The following is a 15,828-nucleotide window of genomic DNA, read 5'->3' as shown; positions in this document are numbered from 1 at the left end:
TGGTAGACGGCCGGCGGCGCTGCCGGCGGCGCGGGAGACGCTGCGCCCAGCGACGGCCGGAGGCTGTCGTCCGGAGCGGCAGGCCCATCGGAAGGCGCCGCCGCTCCCGACGCCGCCGCTCCCGACGCAATCGTCCGGGCTGCCCCGACTCCCCCAGTGGAAGACCGGTTCTCGGCCCGAGCCGCATCTTTGGCCGTTTCCGCTCTTGGCCGAAGGTTCGGCGGCTTGTTTTTCAATGGAGCCTGCGACTCCAGCTGGAACCACCCGTTGCTGTCGCTCATGTGTCGCCTCCCGCAGATGGATTAGCCTGACAAGAAGGTGTATGCGGCACGGCCTGGACGTTATGCGGACGAGGAGGACCGGCGGCGGCGAGGCGGACGGGAAGCGGCCAGGCTCCTGCTGTCCCTTACGGTCCGACCTTGCCCTGCGGGTCGAGTACGGCGAAGTTGTAGTTGACCGAGCGCACGACCCGCTCGCCGCGAGCGTTCACGCCTTCCAGATCGAACGACAGGTTGTAGACGCCGGGCTCGTAAGGAGCGGTCAGCCGGACATCGGCGGTCGAGCCGGCGACGGTGGCGTCGGGCAGCGTGCGCAGCGAGGCGGCGGAGCGGCCCGGGATCGAGCGGGTCAGCGACGGCTGCTTGACGAGCCCTTGCACCGGCTTGCCGAGGTCGACCGACAAAGCGAAGGGCTCGCCCGGGCGATAAAGCTTCTTCGGCGCTGCGACCCGCATTCCGGAGGGACCGTCGAGGCGGGCGAGGGCGAAGTAGGCGTCGCCGCTGCCGCCGAGCTGCAGCTTCCACTCGCCCGGCTCGGGCTTCTCGACGCGGAACACGCGCCTCACGGCGCCGGCGAACACGTCAGCGGCAGCCGATTCCGCAGGCGCGGCCTCTGCGGCGTGCAGCTGTCCCGATGGAGACAGCAGCAGCGCCGTGCTGCCCGCTTGGGCGGTCATGACCTCGATGGACATCGACGCCAGACCGCTCTCGAGCGGGAAGAAGGCTTCCGCCGCCCCGTCCAGCGGCCCGCCGCGCAGGATGAGTCCGGCCTGCTCGGCCGCCGCCGGCTGACGGCTCGCGGCTGCCTGAGCCGCCGCCTGAGTTTCCGCCTGAGCCGCCGCCTGAGCCGCCGCCTGAGCTTCCGCCTGAGCCGCCGCCTGAGCTTCCGCCTGAGCTTCCGCCTGAGCTTCCGTCTGAGCCGCCGCCTGAGCTTCCGCTGCCTCCGGCATCGCTTCGCTTCCGACCGCGGCCGCTGCGCCGCCGGACGCCTGCAGCCCGCCGGCCAGCGAGGCGGTCGGGAGCGCGAGCTTCGGCCGCACGAGGCTCCACGTCTGCGACGCGCGCGCCATCGCGCTGTGAGAGATGTTTTTCGTGAAGCTCTGGATGCCGTACGGCAGGCCGAGCGCGGAGTACAGCGAGACGGCGCCGTCGTCCTCGCCGGGCAGCACCGCATGCGCGAACCAGTAGCTCGTGAAGACGCCGTCGTCGCCCATGCCGCCGGACATGTAAGTGCGGGTCGACTGAACCTCCGGACGCGTATCGGTCTGCGAGCGGAAGCCCGCCATGTACGACGTCTGCAGCGAGTAGACGGCATCGTCCTGCTGGCCGAGGATCGATCCGAGCCAGGAGGTCCAGCTGCCGTAGGCCATGTCGGCGAGCTCGGAGCCGAGGTTCGGCGTGGACAGCTGATGGACGACGTTCACATACGGCGCAGCCCCGTAATGGACGAGCGCCGCCTGCGTGTCGATGCCGCCCTTGGAGTGGGCGATGACGTTCAGCTTGGGCACGTTGTAGTAGGCGGCGACCTTGCGGATGACGGAGGCGAGCAGCGCGCCGTTGGTCCACATGCTGCCGCCGTCGCCGTCCGCGTCCTTCAGCTGCACGAAGGCGGTGCGGTAGCCGGCGTTGTAGGCGGCCTCGTAATAGCTGTCCTCGAGCGTCCAGCGGTCGACGGTGGAGTGCAGCCCTTGGACGAACAGCAGCACCGGCTTGGTCGAGGCTTGGGGCGGCACGGCCCCGGTGTACCAGTTGCCGGCTTGGCCGGCGGCGTTTTCCAGGTGGAGCTGGGGAGCGGGCGGAGCGGCGTGGACCGGAGCGGCGAGCAGCACGCTGAGGGCGAGCAGGGCGGCAGCGGAGGCGAGCGGCGCTTTGGAGCGGACGGAGGCGGAGAGGCGGCGAATGGACATCAAGGCGATTCCCCTTTCGTAGGAAGGATGCTTGCCTTTCCATATTCAGGGACCATCGTCAATACGGGATATGCGGCGGATGAAAAACAAGTAAAGACCCGTCCCCGATCTGTCGTGAACGCCGCGGCAAAAAATAAAGCGGAAAGTCGGCTCCCTAATATGTATCCGCTTACATAAACGAAAATGCCGAACAAGCCTGCTCCGCGCCAACGCGCTCGGAGCAGGCTTGTCGCCGCTGGATCGGAGAAGCCGCTCCGGCCGCCGGCTCCGGCAAGAGGCAGGTGCGGCTTGGCCCATCCGCGCATGAAATCGGGCAGCGGAGGAGGCAGGACATCTACTGCCTCGGCATCATCGTGCCGGCGGCGCGGTCGACTCCCGCTCGATGAGCCGCGTCGACAGGAGCGTCTCGGTGACGGGGCGCGCAGGATCGTCGAGCCGCCGAAGCAGCTGCTCGACCGCGCAGCTCGCATAGAGCGGCAGATCGACGTCGATCGTCGTGATCGGCGGCGTGGCGAGCCGCGACAGATAGCCGTTGTCGAAGCTGACGACCGACGCGTCGCCGGGCACGGACAGGCCGAGCTGCTGCAGGGCGGAGCTCGTCATGAAGCCGTAGCCGTCGTTGACGCAGAACCAGGCGGTCGCCAGGCGCGCCGCCGGCTCCAGCCGCCGCCTCACCTCGTCGCTGTCCTCGGCGGCGTCGGTCAGCAGGCACGCCTCCGGCAGCTCGAGGCCGAGCTCCCAAGCCGCCATGCGCACCCCTTCGAGCCGCTCGTAGTAGCTCGGGGAGAAGTCGATGCTGCCGACGAAGCCGATGCGGCGATGTCCGAGACCGTGCAGATGGCGCACCGCCTCGTAGGCGCTGAACCGGTTGTTGGTCAGGATCGAGTCGGCGGCGAGCTCCGGATGGTGATGATCGATCAGCACGGCAGGGATGCCGGTGCCGAGCACGGCCTTCAGATAGTCGTTGGTGATATGGGAGAGGATGAGCACGCCGTCGACGGTCTTCTGCTCCAGGAAAGCCGGCAGATCCAGCGCTTCGGCCTCCCTCGGGCTGACGGACTGGATGACGAGCTCGCAGCCGCTTCGCTTCAGCTCCCGGTCGATGCTCAGATAGATGTCGCCGAAGAAGCCTTTTTTGGAAAAGGCGAAATCGGAGGCGAGCAGCGCGATCGTGCGCGCCGCCGGCTCCGGCGCCGGAGCTGCTTGGCCGCGGCGGCTATACGTATAGCCCATCTCCTCCGCCGTCTGCTGGATGAGCTGCCGCGTCTCGTCGCTGACGCCGGCCTTGCCGGTCAGCGCTTGCGAGACGGAGTTTTTGGAAAGATTAAGCCTGTCGGCAATCGCTTGCATCGTTACTTTAGTCTTCACGTTCGTCAACCCCTGTTACGGACTAGCTTCATTGTTCCGGTTGCGCGCCGGCCTGTCAAGGCAAGACGGAGCTTGGACGCGGAACGGGCTGTCCTCCTTCTATTGTAACGTTACAAAAAGAAAAAGTAAATCCTGTAATTCCATTGAAATCATGCTGTTACATGAGTTTGTCACTTGACATTAACCGTTTTCAAGCCCATAATGGACCCCGTAACCCCTTACAAATTGCATTACTATATCTTTACAACTTTACAGAAAGCATGACAATTTAAGGGAGGCATAACAAAGATGAAGAAACGAGTCCCTATGGTCCTGTCCGTCGCGCTGATGGCCGGCCTGCTGTCCGCCTGCTCTACCGGCCAAGGCGGCCAGACGGCAAACGAAGGCGGAGGCGCAGCCGCGGACGGCGTGACGACGATCGAGTTTTGGGCGGCGCCGAATCCGACGCAGCAGGCGTTCTGGCAGGAGATGGCGGACGCCTACGAGGCGCAGAACGACAGCGTGAGGATCAACGTCAGCGCGATCAAGGAATCGCCGACCTCGGAGGCGAGCATCCAGTCCGCGCTGGCCGCCAAGAGCGCGCCGACGATGTCCGAGAACATCAACCGCGGCTTCGCCGCCCAGCTGTCGAACAGCCAGGCGCTCGTGGCGCTCGATACGCTGGAGGGCTTCGACGAGATCGTGCAGGGCCGCAGCATGAGCCAGACGATCGAGCCGTGGACGTTCGCGGACGGCCATCAGTACGTGCTGCCGATCTACTCCAATCCGATGCTGTTCGGCTGGCGCCTCGACATCATCCGGGACCTCGGCTACAGCGAGCCTCCGCAGACGTATGGCGAGATCATCGAGCTGACCAAGAAGCTCAAGGCCGAGCACGGCGACAAGAAGTACCTGTGGGCCAAGCCGGACTTGGCCGATCCGACCGCCTGGAAGCGCTGGTTCGACTTCTACATGCTGTATAATGCGGCGTCGGGCGGCAACAAGTTCATCGAAGGCGACGCCTTCACCGGCGACGAGAAGGCGGGCGTCGAGGCGCTGTCGTTCGTCGACGATCTCCGCAAGGAGAACGGCCTGCTCGCGCGCCAGGTGACCGATCCGTTCGAGACCGGCACGGGCGTCTTCACCGACGTCGGTCCGTGGACGTTCACGACCTGGGCGGAGAAGTATCCGGACCTGAAGTACAACGAGACGTATGCGCTGACGATGCCGCCGGTGCCGGACGGCATGGACCCGGCCCAGAGCAAGACGTTCGCGGATACGAAAGGCCTCGTCATCTACGCCTCGGCGACGAAGGAGCAGCAGGCGGCGGCGATCGACTTCATCAAGTGGGTGTACGGCGACGCCAAGAACGACGCGGCGTGGTTCGAGAAGACGAACCTGCCGCCGGCGCGCGACGACCTGTCGACCAACGAGTCGTTCCAGGCCGTCCTCGACAAGAGCCCGCAGCTGAAGCCGTATGCGGAAAACGTTCCGAACGCCGTGCCGCCGATGGACAACGCGAAGTACAACGACCTCCAGACGATCATCGGCACGGAGGCGTTCAACAAAGTCGTCAAGGGCGAAATCGCCCCTGCGGAGGGCTGGGCGGCGATGAAGGCCGCGCTGGAGAAAGCCCTGAACTAAGGGAGGTCTTCCGTCATGGACCAACGCAACAACAAGCTGGGCTGGCTGTTCGCCAGTCCTTACCTCATCTTTTCGATCCTGTTCTTCTTCATTCCGCTGATCTGGTCGATCTTCCTGTCCGTCACGGACTGGGACCTGATCGCACCAACGTTCAACCTGGTCGGCTTCGAGAACTTCCTCGAGGCGCTCCGCTCCCCGAGCGTGCACGCCGCGTTCTGGAACACGTACAAGTTCATGATGATCTTCGTACCTCTGGTGACGGCGCTGGCGATCGCGGTAGCCGTGCTCGTGCATGGGCTGCCCCGCTTCAAGGGACTGTTCCTGATCGGCTTTTTCCTGCCCTACTTGAGCTCGGGCGTCGTGTCGGCGCTGATCGTCAAAGGGCTGCTGTCGTACACGAGCCCGGTCAACGAGTTCCTGCGCGGCATCGGCCTGGACATCAACTGGCTCGGATCGCCGTTCTCGGCGCTGTTCGTCGTCGGCCTCATCCTCGCCTGGAAGTTCACCGGCTATTATGCCCTGATCCTCACGTCGGGCCTCGAGAGCATCGACAAGGAAGTGTACGAGGCCGCCGCGATCGACGGCGTCAAGGACGGCCAGCGGTTCTGGCGCATCACGCTGCCGCTGCTGTATCCGTCGCTGTACACGACGCTGATCCTGGCGTTCGGCGTCACGTTCGGCATCTTCACCGAGGTGTACCAGCTGACGGGCGGCGGACCGGGCAACGCGACGAACACGTGGCAGATGGAAATTTTCAAGCAGGCGTTCTCCAACATGCAGGTCGGCTATGCTTCGGCGGTCGCGCTGCTGGCATCCGTGGCGACGTTCATCTCGATCTTCGCCATCCGCAAAATTCTGGAGATATGGGGGAAGCGAAATGGTTGGGTCTAAAAGCCGCAGCGGCTCGAGGCGGGCCATCCGCTACACGCTCGCCGCCCTGCTCCTGCTCGTCATGGTGTATCCGTATCTGTACATGGTGCTGAGCTCGTTCGCGGACTGGACGCAGATCGACAAGCAGCTGTTCCCGACGAACTTCACGATGAAATCGTACGAATGGCTGTTCAGCGGCGGCGAGGCGGGCGTCACCCGGCCGTGGCTGAACGCGTTCCTGAACAGCGTCATCGTCTCGGCGGCCTCGACGGCGCTCATGATGCTGTTCGGCATCATGGTCGCCTACGCGCTGTCCAAGCTGAACTTCTTCGGCCGCCATGCGATCAACAACTTCGTCTTGTTCCATATGTTCTTCCCGGCCATTATCCTGCTGGTGCCGACGTTCCTCATCATCCAGCGGGCCGGGCTGTACGACACCTACCTCGGCCTGATCGTGCCGAAGGCGGTCAGCCTGTGGGCGATCTTCATGTACACGAACTTCTTCAAGGCGGTGCCGTCGGTGTTCATCGAGGCGGCCAAGCTCGACGGAGCCTCGGACCTGAAGATCATGTTCCGCATCATGCTGCCGATGTCGAAGTCGATCACGACGGTCATCTTCCTGTTCCTGCTCATGGAGCGGTGGACGGAGCTGCTGTGGGACATGATCGCCGTCAAGAGCGATTCGATGCTGACGCTGAACGTGCTGCTGTCGCAGATGTTCGGGCCGTACGGCTCGTATCCGGGTCCGCTCTATGCGGCCTCGACGATCCTGACGCTGCCGATCATCGTGCTGTTCCTCATCTTCAGCAAGAAGTTCCAGGAGGGCATGCAGTTCAGCCTGAAATAATCGGCCCGGCTCCGGCCGGGCTTCGCGGGAGGAAGAGGGAATCATGAGCCAGCTGCAACCGGCTCCGGCGCCATGCGCCGAGCTGCTGAGAGAGTACCGGACCTCCGGAAGCGCCGTGCGGGAGGCGCGCCGCATCCCGTTCGGAGGCGTCGGCGACAAGGATGTCTACAACATCGCGGCTCCGTTCGAGGATGAGGGCAGGACGGTTGTTGCCGGACGCGTCGAGTCGCGCGACAGCGAGCAGTCCGACATCGTCTTCTTCGCACAGACGGACGGCGTCTGGCTGCCAGCGGAAGGAACGCCTGTCCTGCGGCTGCAGGACCCGTTCCATGCCCGCATCGGCGGCGAGCTTGTCCTCGGCGGCGTGGAGGTGTTCCCGCATCCCGAGCGGGCCGACGCGCTGATGTGGCGTACCGTATTCTACCGGGGCCAGGGGCTGCGGGACCTGCGCCGCTTTTTCGAAGGACCGGACGGCATGAAGGACATCCGCCTCGCGGAGCTTGCGGACGGGGGCGTCGGCGTGTTCACGCGGCCCCAGGGCGAGAAGGGCGGCCGGGGCAAGATCGGCTACGTCCGCGTCGGCTCGCTGGACGGCCTGACGGTCGAGGCCATCCAAGGCGCTCCGCTGCTGGAGGGACAGTTCGCCGAGGGCGAATGGGGCGGGGCGAACGAGACCCATCCGCTGCCGGACGGCCGCATCGGCGTGCTCGGCCATATCGCCTGCTTCGATGAAGCGGGCGACCGCCACTATTATCCGATGGCGTTCGAGTTCGATCCGGCATCGCAGGCCTGGAGCGGGCTGCGCCTGATCGGCGAGCGCCGCGATTTCCTGCCGGGGCCGGCCAAGCGGCCCGATCTGGAGGATGTCGTCTTCAGCGGCGGCTTGATCCGCGGCGAGGACGGCCGAGCCGTCCTGTACGCGGGCATCAGCGATGCCGACGCGCAGGCGCTGGACATCCCCGATCCGTTCGCCGGGCGCTGAAGCCCGGCGGCATGCAGCGAGAGCCTGCACAGCTTAGACCACGAAGGAGCTGCTACGCATGAATGTTTACCGATATGAGCAAAATCCGCTGGTGACGCCGGCCGACGTGAAGCCGCACCGCGACGACTTCGAGGTGATCGGCGCCTTCAACGCCGGAGTGGCGGAATACGGCGGCGAGGTCATCCTGCTGCTGCGCGTGGCGGAGCGTCCGATCAGTCCGGACCCGTCCGTCGTGCTGGCCCCCGTCTACAACGTGGAGAAAGGCGAGCTCGAGCTCGTTCCGATCCGCAAGGACGACGAGAGCTACGACTTCTCCGACCCGCGCGTCATCGTGCGGCGCGACCAGGCTCCGGCGTTCGAGTACTTGACGTCGCTGTCTTACCTGCGCATCGCCCGCAGCCGCGACGGACGGACGTTCACGATCGACGACGAGCCGTTCGTCTACCCGTCGCAGCCGCTGGAGAGCTTCGGCATCGAGGATCCGCGCATCACGCAGATCGGCGATACGTACTACATCTACTTCTCGGCGGTGTCGCCGGTCGGCATCGGCGAGTCGCTCGTCTCGACCAAGGACTTCAAGACCGTGGAGCATCACGGCATGATTTTCGGACCGGACAACAAGGACGTGCTCATCTTCCCCGAGCGCATCGGCGGCAAGTACTACGCGCTGCACCGGCCGACGACCAAAAGCTGCGGCCGTCCGGAAATGTGGATCGCCGAGTCGGACAACCTGCTCTATTGGGGCAACCACCGGCATCTGATCGGGCTGCGCGACGGCATGTGGGACAGCGGCCGCATCGGCGGCGGCGCGGTGCCGATCCGCACGGAGCGCGGCTGGCTGGAGCTGTATCATGGCGCGACCAAGGACCACCGCTACTGCATGGGCGCGGTGCTGCTCGACCTGGACGATCCGTCCCGGGTCGTCGCCCGCTCGGGCCGGCCGATCCTGGAGCCGGATGCCGCCTACGAGGCGGACGGCTTCTTCGGCGGCGTCGTGTTCTCCTGCGGCGCGCTCGTCGACGGCGATGTCGTCCGCATGTATTACGGAGCGGCCGATACGTCGATGGCGTGCGCGGAGCTCAGCCTCGCCGAGATTCTGGACGGCCTCGAGCCGGTCTGAGACGGAGCGGGCTTGCGCGCCGTCCGGCCAGGGCGTCCGTCCGGAGCCGCGTCTTCGGGCGACGGGCAAGCGGCGGGCACGGGCGACGGGCAAGCGGCAGGCACGGGCGACGGGCAAGCGGCAGGCACGGGCGACGGGCAAGCCGAATCTGCAGGTAAATCGAACAGGCATGGTTCCCCCGAGGGGGAGCCATGCCTGTTTGAATTGCGCCGTCTCTTCGGGCGCTGCGCCTTGCCGCCGCGCCGGTCGGGCGGCTGGCGGCGCGCATCGATCGCGCCGGCCCTTGTCGGGCGGCGGCGCACGAGCAGCGCGCCCGTGCTTGCCGATCCGCAGGCGGCAGACGAGCAGGATCGGGCGCGCTCCTGCGAAGCTTGGCCCGGCCTACGTGCCGAAGCGCTTGCGGTAGCCGCATTTGCGGCACAGCTCCTCGACCGCCTCCCGGCGGGAGAAGCCGTCGTACAGCTTTTTCGCGCGCTCGCCCTCGATGATGTCGGAGAAGCTCGCCTGGTTGATGTTGCCGAGATTGATGATGCCTTCGCCGTCGAGGCAGCACGGGACGACGGTACCGTTGGCCAAGATGGCCGCCTGGTTGCGGAGGCCGTGGCAGAATCCTTTGCCGTCGTCCTCCTCGGCGTTCAGGTCGGGCCATTCGAACTCGTGGTCCTGGTTGAGATAGAACCGATCGGCCAGCTTGAGGCCGGAGCCGCGCTGGAACCTTTCCTCGATCGGCTCCGTCAGGCCGAGCTCCCGCTCGATGATCTCCAGCACCTGCCGGTTGCGCTTCAGCTCCAGGTTGGTGGCGTTGTCCTTGCGCAGGTTCCACAGCCGGAGGGAGAACAGGACGGACGTCGACGCCAGCGCCTCCCGGATGAACGACAGGATGGTCGTGACGTACGCGTCCTTGTCGGTCGAGCCGACATGCCCGTCGAAGCTGTGCAGCGAGAAGTTCATCTGCCGCAGCGCCGGCTTGCCGAGCAGCTTGGCCTTGTTTTTCTCGATCAGCGTGCCGTTGGTCGTGATGTTCACCTTGAAGCCCTTCTCGTGGCTGATGTCGAGCAGCTGGTCGAGCTTGGGATGGAGAAGCGGCTCCCCCTTCACATGAAGGTAGACGGAGTCCGTATACGGCTTGATCTCGTCGAGCCGCTTGGCGAAGTCCTCGGGCTTCAGGAAGCTTTTCTCCCGCAGCGTCGGGGGACAGAACGTGCAGGCGAGGTTGCACACGCTGGTGATCTCGATATAGAATTTCTGGAATTTCTTCATGGATGCGGGCCTCGATTCGGATAAGCGGAAGGATGGCGGGGCGGCTGCGGATGATGGAAAGGATGCAGAGCCCTCGTGTATCATACCACCTCGGGGCCGATCCGGCATCGGAATTCCGCTGCCAGCGGCGCGGCCGGGCTGCGTGGATGAGCCGGATACGTCCGGCGTCAGCGTCCGGGTCCCGCTGGGGGGTGAGACGGGTGCTGCCGGCGGCTCGGCAGCTTGCGCCTTTACGGCCGCCGGGCGATCAGCGTGCTCATCGCATGCTGATGCGGGATGCCGGAGGAGTCGCAGTCGAAGACGATTTCCGCGCTGTCCTCGACGAGCCAGTCGTGATACTGCGCGAGCAGCTCGCCCGAGCGCCACGGGAACGCGTACGGCTCCGGCTCCGGCGGGGGAGCGATGAACGGCTTTTCTACGAATACGTTCAGGACATGCAGGCCGCCGGGCGAGGTGCGGCGCTTGAGGCTGGAGAACAGCTCCTGCCGGACGTCGGGCTTGATGTAATGCAGCACGCCGCTGGAGAAGCAGATGTCGAAGTCCTCCTCGGGCCGGAAGTCGTTCACGTCCGCCTTGAAGGCGTTCACCCGCACGCCGGTCCGCTCGGCCAGGCGCCTCGTCTTCTCCACGCCGGCGTCGGTGACGTCGAAGGCGGACACCTCGTAGCCGTTGCGGGCGAAAAACACCGCGTCCTTGCCCTCGCCGCAGCCGATGTCGAGCAGCTTCAGCCTGCGGATGGGGGGCGCCAGGCGCAGCACCTTGAAGCAGGCTTCGTTCGGCTCCGTTCCCCAATAGTAGTCCTCGCTGGCGCGGTACGCCTCCTCGTAGAGGGTGACGCTGCGGTCCCCCGCGCCATAGCCGAGCAGCCGGTCGACGCTGACGTCCAGCAGCCGAGCCAGCTCGGGCAGCAGGGCGAGATCGGGCAGCGACTGCGCCGTCTCCCACTTCGACACGGCCTGATACGAGACGCCGAGACGCTGGGCGAGCCCGTCCTGGGTCAGTCCTTTTTCCTTGCGGTACGATTGGATGTTGCGGGCGACTTGCTCTTTCATGGCGTTCACGCTCCTTCTGGCTCCGATTGTAGAGGATGGCCTCCGCATGCGGCAATAACGCCGTCGTCGAGCCGGGAGAGCGGCTCTACCGCCGGTTGAGCGGGAGTGGACTGGGGCGCGGAGGCGAGTCAGTCATGGAGGCGCAAAACATAAGCGAAAAAAGCAACCTAATGGTTGCTTTTTTCGCTTATGTCCTTCTTTTTTCAGCGATGAATGCGGTAATAACGAAGGAGACGATTATTATTGCTGCAATAGCAATGATTTGAATGACATTCATTGTGGAATTTAGTCCATCAAACTGAGCGAATAAAAGACGAAGGAAAAAGAAAAGAATGAGGAAGGTTACGATAAAGACAAAACTGTTCATAAAAAAGTTTAAGATTTTAATAAAATCACCTACTGGGTTTGGTTATATCAATTGCTTGAAATGAAGAAAATGGGCTTTGCCTTACGGCTGCGGCAGCTCCCGCAGCCGCCGGTCCGCAGCCGCATGGATGTGCGCGACGCCTTCGCGGCACATGCCGTACGGCTCCCAGCGGCAGTCGCGGCAGAGTGTCGCGACGTCGTCCGGGCGCACCCGCGCGGCGACCGCCTCGCAGATCGCCGACCAGCTCCGCGTGTCGCCGGGAAGCATGCCGATGAGTCCGGCGATCTCGCTGTCCTTCCGATAGACGCTGGCATTCTCGCAGTGGGACGGCTGGTCGGAGGGGAAGGCCGCGCAGACGTCATCCGGTCCGACGATCAGCCGGATCTCCGTCTCCGGCTCCCGGCGCAGCCGTTCGTAGATGCCGGTCATGTTGGCGCAGAAGCCGTCCGAGTAGCCCTTGCCGCGATAGCCGAGCAGGCAGAGCAGATGATGGCCTCGGAGCTCAATGGACATGGGGGTCATGGGCAGTCCGCCTTTCTTCGTGCGAATAGTCAACTTCCATGATACCACGGATAGTTGACGAACGGTCAGGCGATCAGGGTTTGTTGAATTCCTAGTTGACAACTGGGATAACTTGTTTTATTCTTGCTTCAAGCTTCATTCAACCGCTGTTCATCTAATGGACGATCATTCAATGAACGTTCGTTATCTTATCTTTAAACTACTATCGGATGCCGACTGGACCGCCAGAGGCTCTCGCTCCTTCACCCGAACTCGGGGATGGAGCGGGAGCCTTTTTGCATCCGTCCGTCGGTGGAAAGGAGCGGCATGAGCGACCACGACACCTGCAACCATGCAGAAGGCGGAGGGCGGAGGCCCATCCCGGACCGCGAAGACGACACGCCGCTCGCAAGCCGCGGAATCTCTGCCGCCCCGGCTGGAATCCGCTCCGCCTCTGCCGATTCCCCCCGCGCACTGGACCGCGAGGAGCTCAAGCTTGAGGCCGACTGGCTGTTCCGCAAGCTCGTCCGGCGCTTCGTCAAGGAGCGGGACAAGATCGCGCTCGAGGGCGTATCGCTGCCGGGACTGCTCGTGCTCGGCACGATTCGGCGGGAGGGCGAGCAGCGGCTCGGCGAGCTGGCCGAGCGGCTCGACTTCACCTCCGGCGCCGTGACCGCGCTGTGCGACAAGCTCGAAAGCGCCGGCTACGCCGAGCGCCGGCGCAGTCCCTCCGACCGCCGCTCGGTGGCGCTCGGCATCACGCCGGCGGGCCGCGAGCTGCTGGAGCGCACCCGCTCGGCCGGCGCCTACACGGTCGAGCTGCTCTTCGGCGGCCTCGAGCCGGCCGAGCTGGAGAGCCGCATCGGGCTGTTCCGCGAGCTGCTGCAGCGGCTGGACGGCTTCGCCGAGCGGGTGACGGAGCGGCATGAGCAATCCGTCGCCATGCCGGTCGCCATGCCGGCCCCCCTGCAAGCCGTCGCCGAGCCGGCGGCCGTGCCGGAAGCCGCAGCGGCGCCCGACCCGCACGATCCCGATCCGCCGGCCAAGCCGGCCGCGCCGCAGCGGCGCAGTCCTTTCATCCACTACTGAAACGCACGCGCTTCAAAGGCAAAGGCATCGCCCCCACCCCCACACGACAAGGAGAATGAACATGGGACATCCGACGATCTATCCGACCGGCACGACGGTCTACCTGCCCGAGAAGGCCTGGAGCGGCTACACGATCTTCCAGGCGGCCGACACCGGCGCGCTGCTGATCGACATGAACGGCCGCGAGGTGCGGCTGTGGAAAGGGCTGCGGGGATTCCCGAACAAGCTGTTCCCCGGCGGCTATGTACTCGGCAGCACGGCGGAGCGCGATCCGCGCTACGGCTTCCAGGACGAGAAGAACCTCGTGCAGGTCGACTGGGACGGCAACGTCGTCTGGAAGTTCGACCGCTACGAGTTCATCGAGGACCCGGACAACGCGCCGCAGTGGATGGCCCGCCAGCATCACGACTACCAGCGCGAGGGCAATCCGGTCGGCTACTACGCGCCGGGGCTGGAGCCCAAGACGGACTCCGGCACGACGATCATCCTGGCGCACAAGAACGTGACCCGTCCGGAAATCTCCGACAAGGAGCTGCTCGACGACACGATCATCGAGGTCGACTGGGAGGGAAACATCGTCTGGGAGTGGGCGGTCAGCGACCACTTCGAGGCGCTCGGCTTCGACGAAGCGGCCCGCGAAGCCCTCTGCCGCGACCCGAACACGCGCGGCTTCGGCACGTTCGCCGGCGACTGGATGCACATCAACTCGGCGTCGGTGCTCGGCCCGAACAAGCACTATGACGCGGGGGACGAGCGGTTCCACCCGGACAACATCATCTGGGACGCGCGGGAGACGAACATCACGGCCATCATCGACAAGCAGACCGGCGGCATCGTGTGGAAGCTCGGTCCCGACTTCTCCGGCGAGCTGGCGCATATCGGCTGGATCATCGGCCAGCACCATGCCCATCTCATCCCGCAGGGGCTGCCCGGCGAAGGCAACATCCTGATCTTCGACAACGGCGGCTGGGGCGGCTACGGCGCGCCGAACGCCGAGGCGCCGGACGGCGTGAAGGTCGCCCGCCGCGACCACTCGCGTATCCTGGAGATCAACCCGGTCACGCTCGAGATCGAGTGGCAGTACACGCCGACCGAGGCCGGCTTCCAGGCTCCGCTCGACTCGTACCGGTTCTACAGCCCGTACATCAGCAGCGCGCAGCGGCTGCCCAACGGCAATACGCTCATCACCGAGGGCGCGGACGGCCGCATCTTCGAGGTGACGCGCGGGCATGAGCTCGTCTGGGAGTACATCTCCCCTTATAAAAACAAGCGCAACTCCAACATGGTCTACCGCGCCTACCGCGCGCCTTACGAATGGGCGCCGCAGGCGGAACGCCCCGTAGAGACGGCGATCGAGCCGCTCGACGTCGCGGACTTCCGGCTGCCGGGAGCGGCCGGACGCGGGCCGGCGGCCGTCGTCGAGGTCGACGGCACGGCCGAGTACGGGGAAGGCGCGCTGTGCGTCGCCCGCAGCGACGAGACGATCGCCAAGGAAGAGACGAAGGAGCAGCAGCCATGACGACAATCCGATGGAATCAATGGAACCGATCGAACCGATGGACCCGGATAGGGCTGCTCCTGCTCGGCGGGGCGCTGGCGGCGCTGCTGCTGGCAGGCTGCGGCGGGGAGGCGGAGGGCAGCGGCGGCGGGCAGGTGAAGCTCAAGATCGCCGACATCTCCACCAACATCACGTTCCGCGTGGCGCAGGAGAAGGGCTTCTTCGCCAAGCATGGCGTCGATGCCGAGCTCGTGACGTTCGCGACGCCGGCCGAAGGCGTGAACGCGCTGTTCATCAAGCAGGTGGACGTCGCCTTCGGCGCGGACTTCCCGCTGCTCAACGCGGCGAGCAAGGGCGACTACGCGATCTTCGCCTCCTCCGGCACGGCGACCGATCTCAGCGCCAGCGACTGGAAGCTGTTCGTGCGGCCGGACGTGAAGACCGGCGCCGATCTGAAGGGCAAGAACCTGAGCTTCCTGCGCGGCACGTTCCTGCCGTACCTGTGGGACGTTTACCTGGGAGAGCAGGGTCTCAAGCTGGATGACGTGAAGCTGATCGGCCAGGGCGGCCTCGACGAGGCGTATGTCGCGCTGCGCAAGGGCGAGATCGACGCAGTGTGGGTATTCGGCGCGATCAACCACGAGAAGTTCTCCGCCATCGACGGCGTGCATGAGCTGAGCGACATGTCCCGGACGCCGGTCCGGCTCGGCACCGGCCTGATCGCGGCCAGCGAGCTGCTGCAGCGGGAGCCCGAGGCGCTGACCGGATTCCTCCGCGCGCTCGACGAGGCTTCGGCGTATGCCCAGGCGAACCCGGACGAGGCGGCGGACATCCTGTACAAGACCGTCAAGCAGCCCAAGGAAGCGACGCTCAAGGACCTGCCGAAAAACCCGTGGAACATCGGCTTCACCGACAAGGCGTACGCGGGCCTGCAAGGCCAGAAGAAATACATGGTCGACAACGGCATCATCGAGAAGGACTTCAACCTGGACGACAAGCTGAAGCTCGACCTCGTGCGCAAGGCGTTTCCCGACCGCGTCATCGAGCTGGGGCAGAACTAGAGGAG

Annotated in this window: 14 protein-coding genes; 9 read left to right on the top strand and 5 right to left on the bottom strand. The window is 65.1% G+C overall.

Annotation, left to right across the window (positions count from 1 at the left end; all coding sequences use genetic code 11):
* Positions 1–406: 406 nt before the first annotated feature.
* Both HGI30_RS23360 and HGI30_RS19720 read right to left on the bottom strand, forming a co-directional pair.
* Positions 407–2,185 carry an esterase/lipase family protein gene (locus HGI30_RS23360; RefSeq protein WP_235680207.1) on the bottom strand — a complete coding sequence of 593 codons (1,779 nt, stop codon included), beginning with the start codon at positions 2,183–2,185 and terminating at the stop codon, positions 407–409.
* 348 nt (positions 2,186–2,533) lie between these two features.
* Entirely contained in the window at positions 2,534–3,553 is a 1,020-nt protein-coding gene (locus HGI30_RS19720; RefSeq protein WP_168909082.1) for a LacI family DNA-binding transcriptional regulator, read from the bottom strand.
* Positions 3,554–3,841: 288 nt separating this feature from the next.
* On the opposite strand from HGI30_RS19720, the gene HGI30_RS19715 reads away from it, so the two are divergent.
* Genes HGI30_RS19715 through HGI30_RS19695 form a run of 5 tightly spaced genes read left to right on the top strand, consistent with a single transcriptional unit; the run spans position 3,842 to position 8,995 of the window.
* Positions 3,842–5,176, top strand: coding sequence for an ABC transporter substrate-binding protein (locus HGI30_RS19715; RefSeq protein ID WP_168909081.1), 1,335 nt, complete (start codon positions 3,842–3,844; stop codon positions 5,174–5,176).
* Between the two features lie 15 nt (positions 5,177–5,191).
* Positions 5,192–6,067, top strand: a complete 876-nt coding sequence (locus tag HGI30_RS19710; RefSeq protein WP_168909080.1) for a carbohydrate ABC transporter permease — start codon at positions 5,192–5,194, stop codon at positions 6,065–6,067.
* Positions 6,054–6,893: a carbohydrate ABC transporter permease gene (locus HGI30_RS19705; RefSeq protein WP_168909079.1), complete on the top strand. Its 840-nt coding sequence runs from the start codon at positions 6,054–6,056 to the stop codon at positions 6,891–6,893. Before HGI30_RS19710 ends, HGI30_RS19705 begins: the two co-directional genes overlap by 14 nt.
* A gap of 43 nt (positions 6,894–6,936) precedes the next feature.
* Positions 6,937–7,875, top strand: coding sequence for an MTP-1 family protein (locus HGI30_RS19700; RefSeq protein ID WP_168909078.1), 939 nt, complete (start codon positions 6,937–6,939; stop codon positions 7,873–7,875).
* A 58-nt stretch (positions 7,876–7,933) separates the two neighbouring features.
* Positions 7,934–8,995 carry a BtaManbiosPhlase gene (locus HGI30_RS19695; RefSeq protein WP_168909077.1) on the top strand — a complete coding sequence of 354 codons (1,062 nt, stop codon included), beginning with the start codon at positions 7,934–7,936 and terminating at the stop codon, positions 8,993–8,995.
* 381 nt (positions 8,996–9,376) lie between these two features.
* On the opposite strand, the gene HGI30_RS19690 is transcribed toward HGI30_RS19695, so the two are convergent.
* A complete protein-coding gene (locus HGI30_RS19690; RefSeq protein ID WP_168909076.1) occupies positions 9,377–10,255 on the bottom strand; it encodes a radical SAM/SPASM domain-containing protein in 879 nt (292 codons plus the stop codon).
* 230 nt (positions 10,256–10,485) lie between these two features.
* Positions 10,486–11,307, bottom strand: coding sequence for a methyltransferase domain-containing protein (locus HGI30_RS19685; protein WP_168909075.1), 822 nt, complete (start codon positions 11,305–11,307; stop codon positions 10,486–10,488).
* Between the two features lie 134 nt (positions 11,308–11,441).
* On the opposite strand from HGI30_RS19685, the gene HGI30_RS23485 reads away from it, so the two are divergent.
* Positions 11,442–11,573 carry a hypothetical protein gene (locus HGI30_RS23485; protein WP_268957813.1) on the top strand — a complete coding sequence of 44 codons (132 nt, stop codon included), beginning with the start codon at positions 11,442–11,444 and terminating at the stop codon, positions 11,571–11,573.
* A gap of 182 nt (positions 11,574–11,755) precedes the next feature.
* On the opposite strand, the gene HGI30_RS19680 is transcribed toward HGI30_RS23485, so the two are convergent.
* Positions 11,756–12,196 carry a DUF1284 domain-containing protein gene (locus HGI30_RS19680; RefSeq protein ID WP_235680206.1) on the bottom strand — a complete coding sequence of 147 codons (441 nt, stop codon included), beginning with the start codon at positions 12,194–12,196 and terminating at the stop codon, positions 11,756–11,758.
* Between the two features lie 306 nt (positions 12,197–12,502).
* Between HGI30_RS19680 and HGI30_RS19675 the strand changes: the two genes are divergently transcribed.
* From HGI30_RS19675 to HGI30_RS19665, 3 genes are all read left to right on the top strand, one after another.
* A complete protein-coding gene (locus HGI30_RS19675) occupies positions 12,503–13,264 on the top strand; it encodes a MarR family winged helix-turn-helix transcriptional regulator (protein WP_168909074.1) in 762 nt (253 codons plus the stop codon).
* A gap of 61 nt (positions 13,265–13,325) precedes the next feature.
* Positions 13,326–14,783 (top strand): aryl-sulfate sulfotransferase, encoded by a 1,458-nt coding sequence (locus HGI30_RS19670; RefSeq protein WP_168909073.1) that lies wholly within the window; start codon positions 13,326–13,328, stop codon positions 14,781–14,783.
* Complete coding sequence (locus tag HGI30_RS19665) at positions 14,780–15,823, top strand: ABC transporter substrate-binding protein (RefSeq protein WP_168909072.1); 1,044 nt, start codon at positions 14,780–14,782, stop codon at positions 15,821–15,823. The genes HGI30_RS19670 and HGI30_RS19665 overlap by 4 nt, the downstream gene beginning before the upstream one ends.
* The last annotated feature ends 5 nt before the right edge of the window (positions 15,824–15,828 follow it).

This window comes from Paenibacillus albicereus (genome assembly GCF_012676905.1).
GTDB lineage: Bacteria > Bacillota > Bacilli > Paenibacillales > Paenibacillaceae > Paenibacillus_O > Paenibacillus_O albicereus.
Note: the sequence above shows the minus strand (reverse complement) of the source record. Positions and strands in the feature narration are given on the sequence as shown.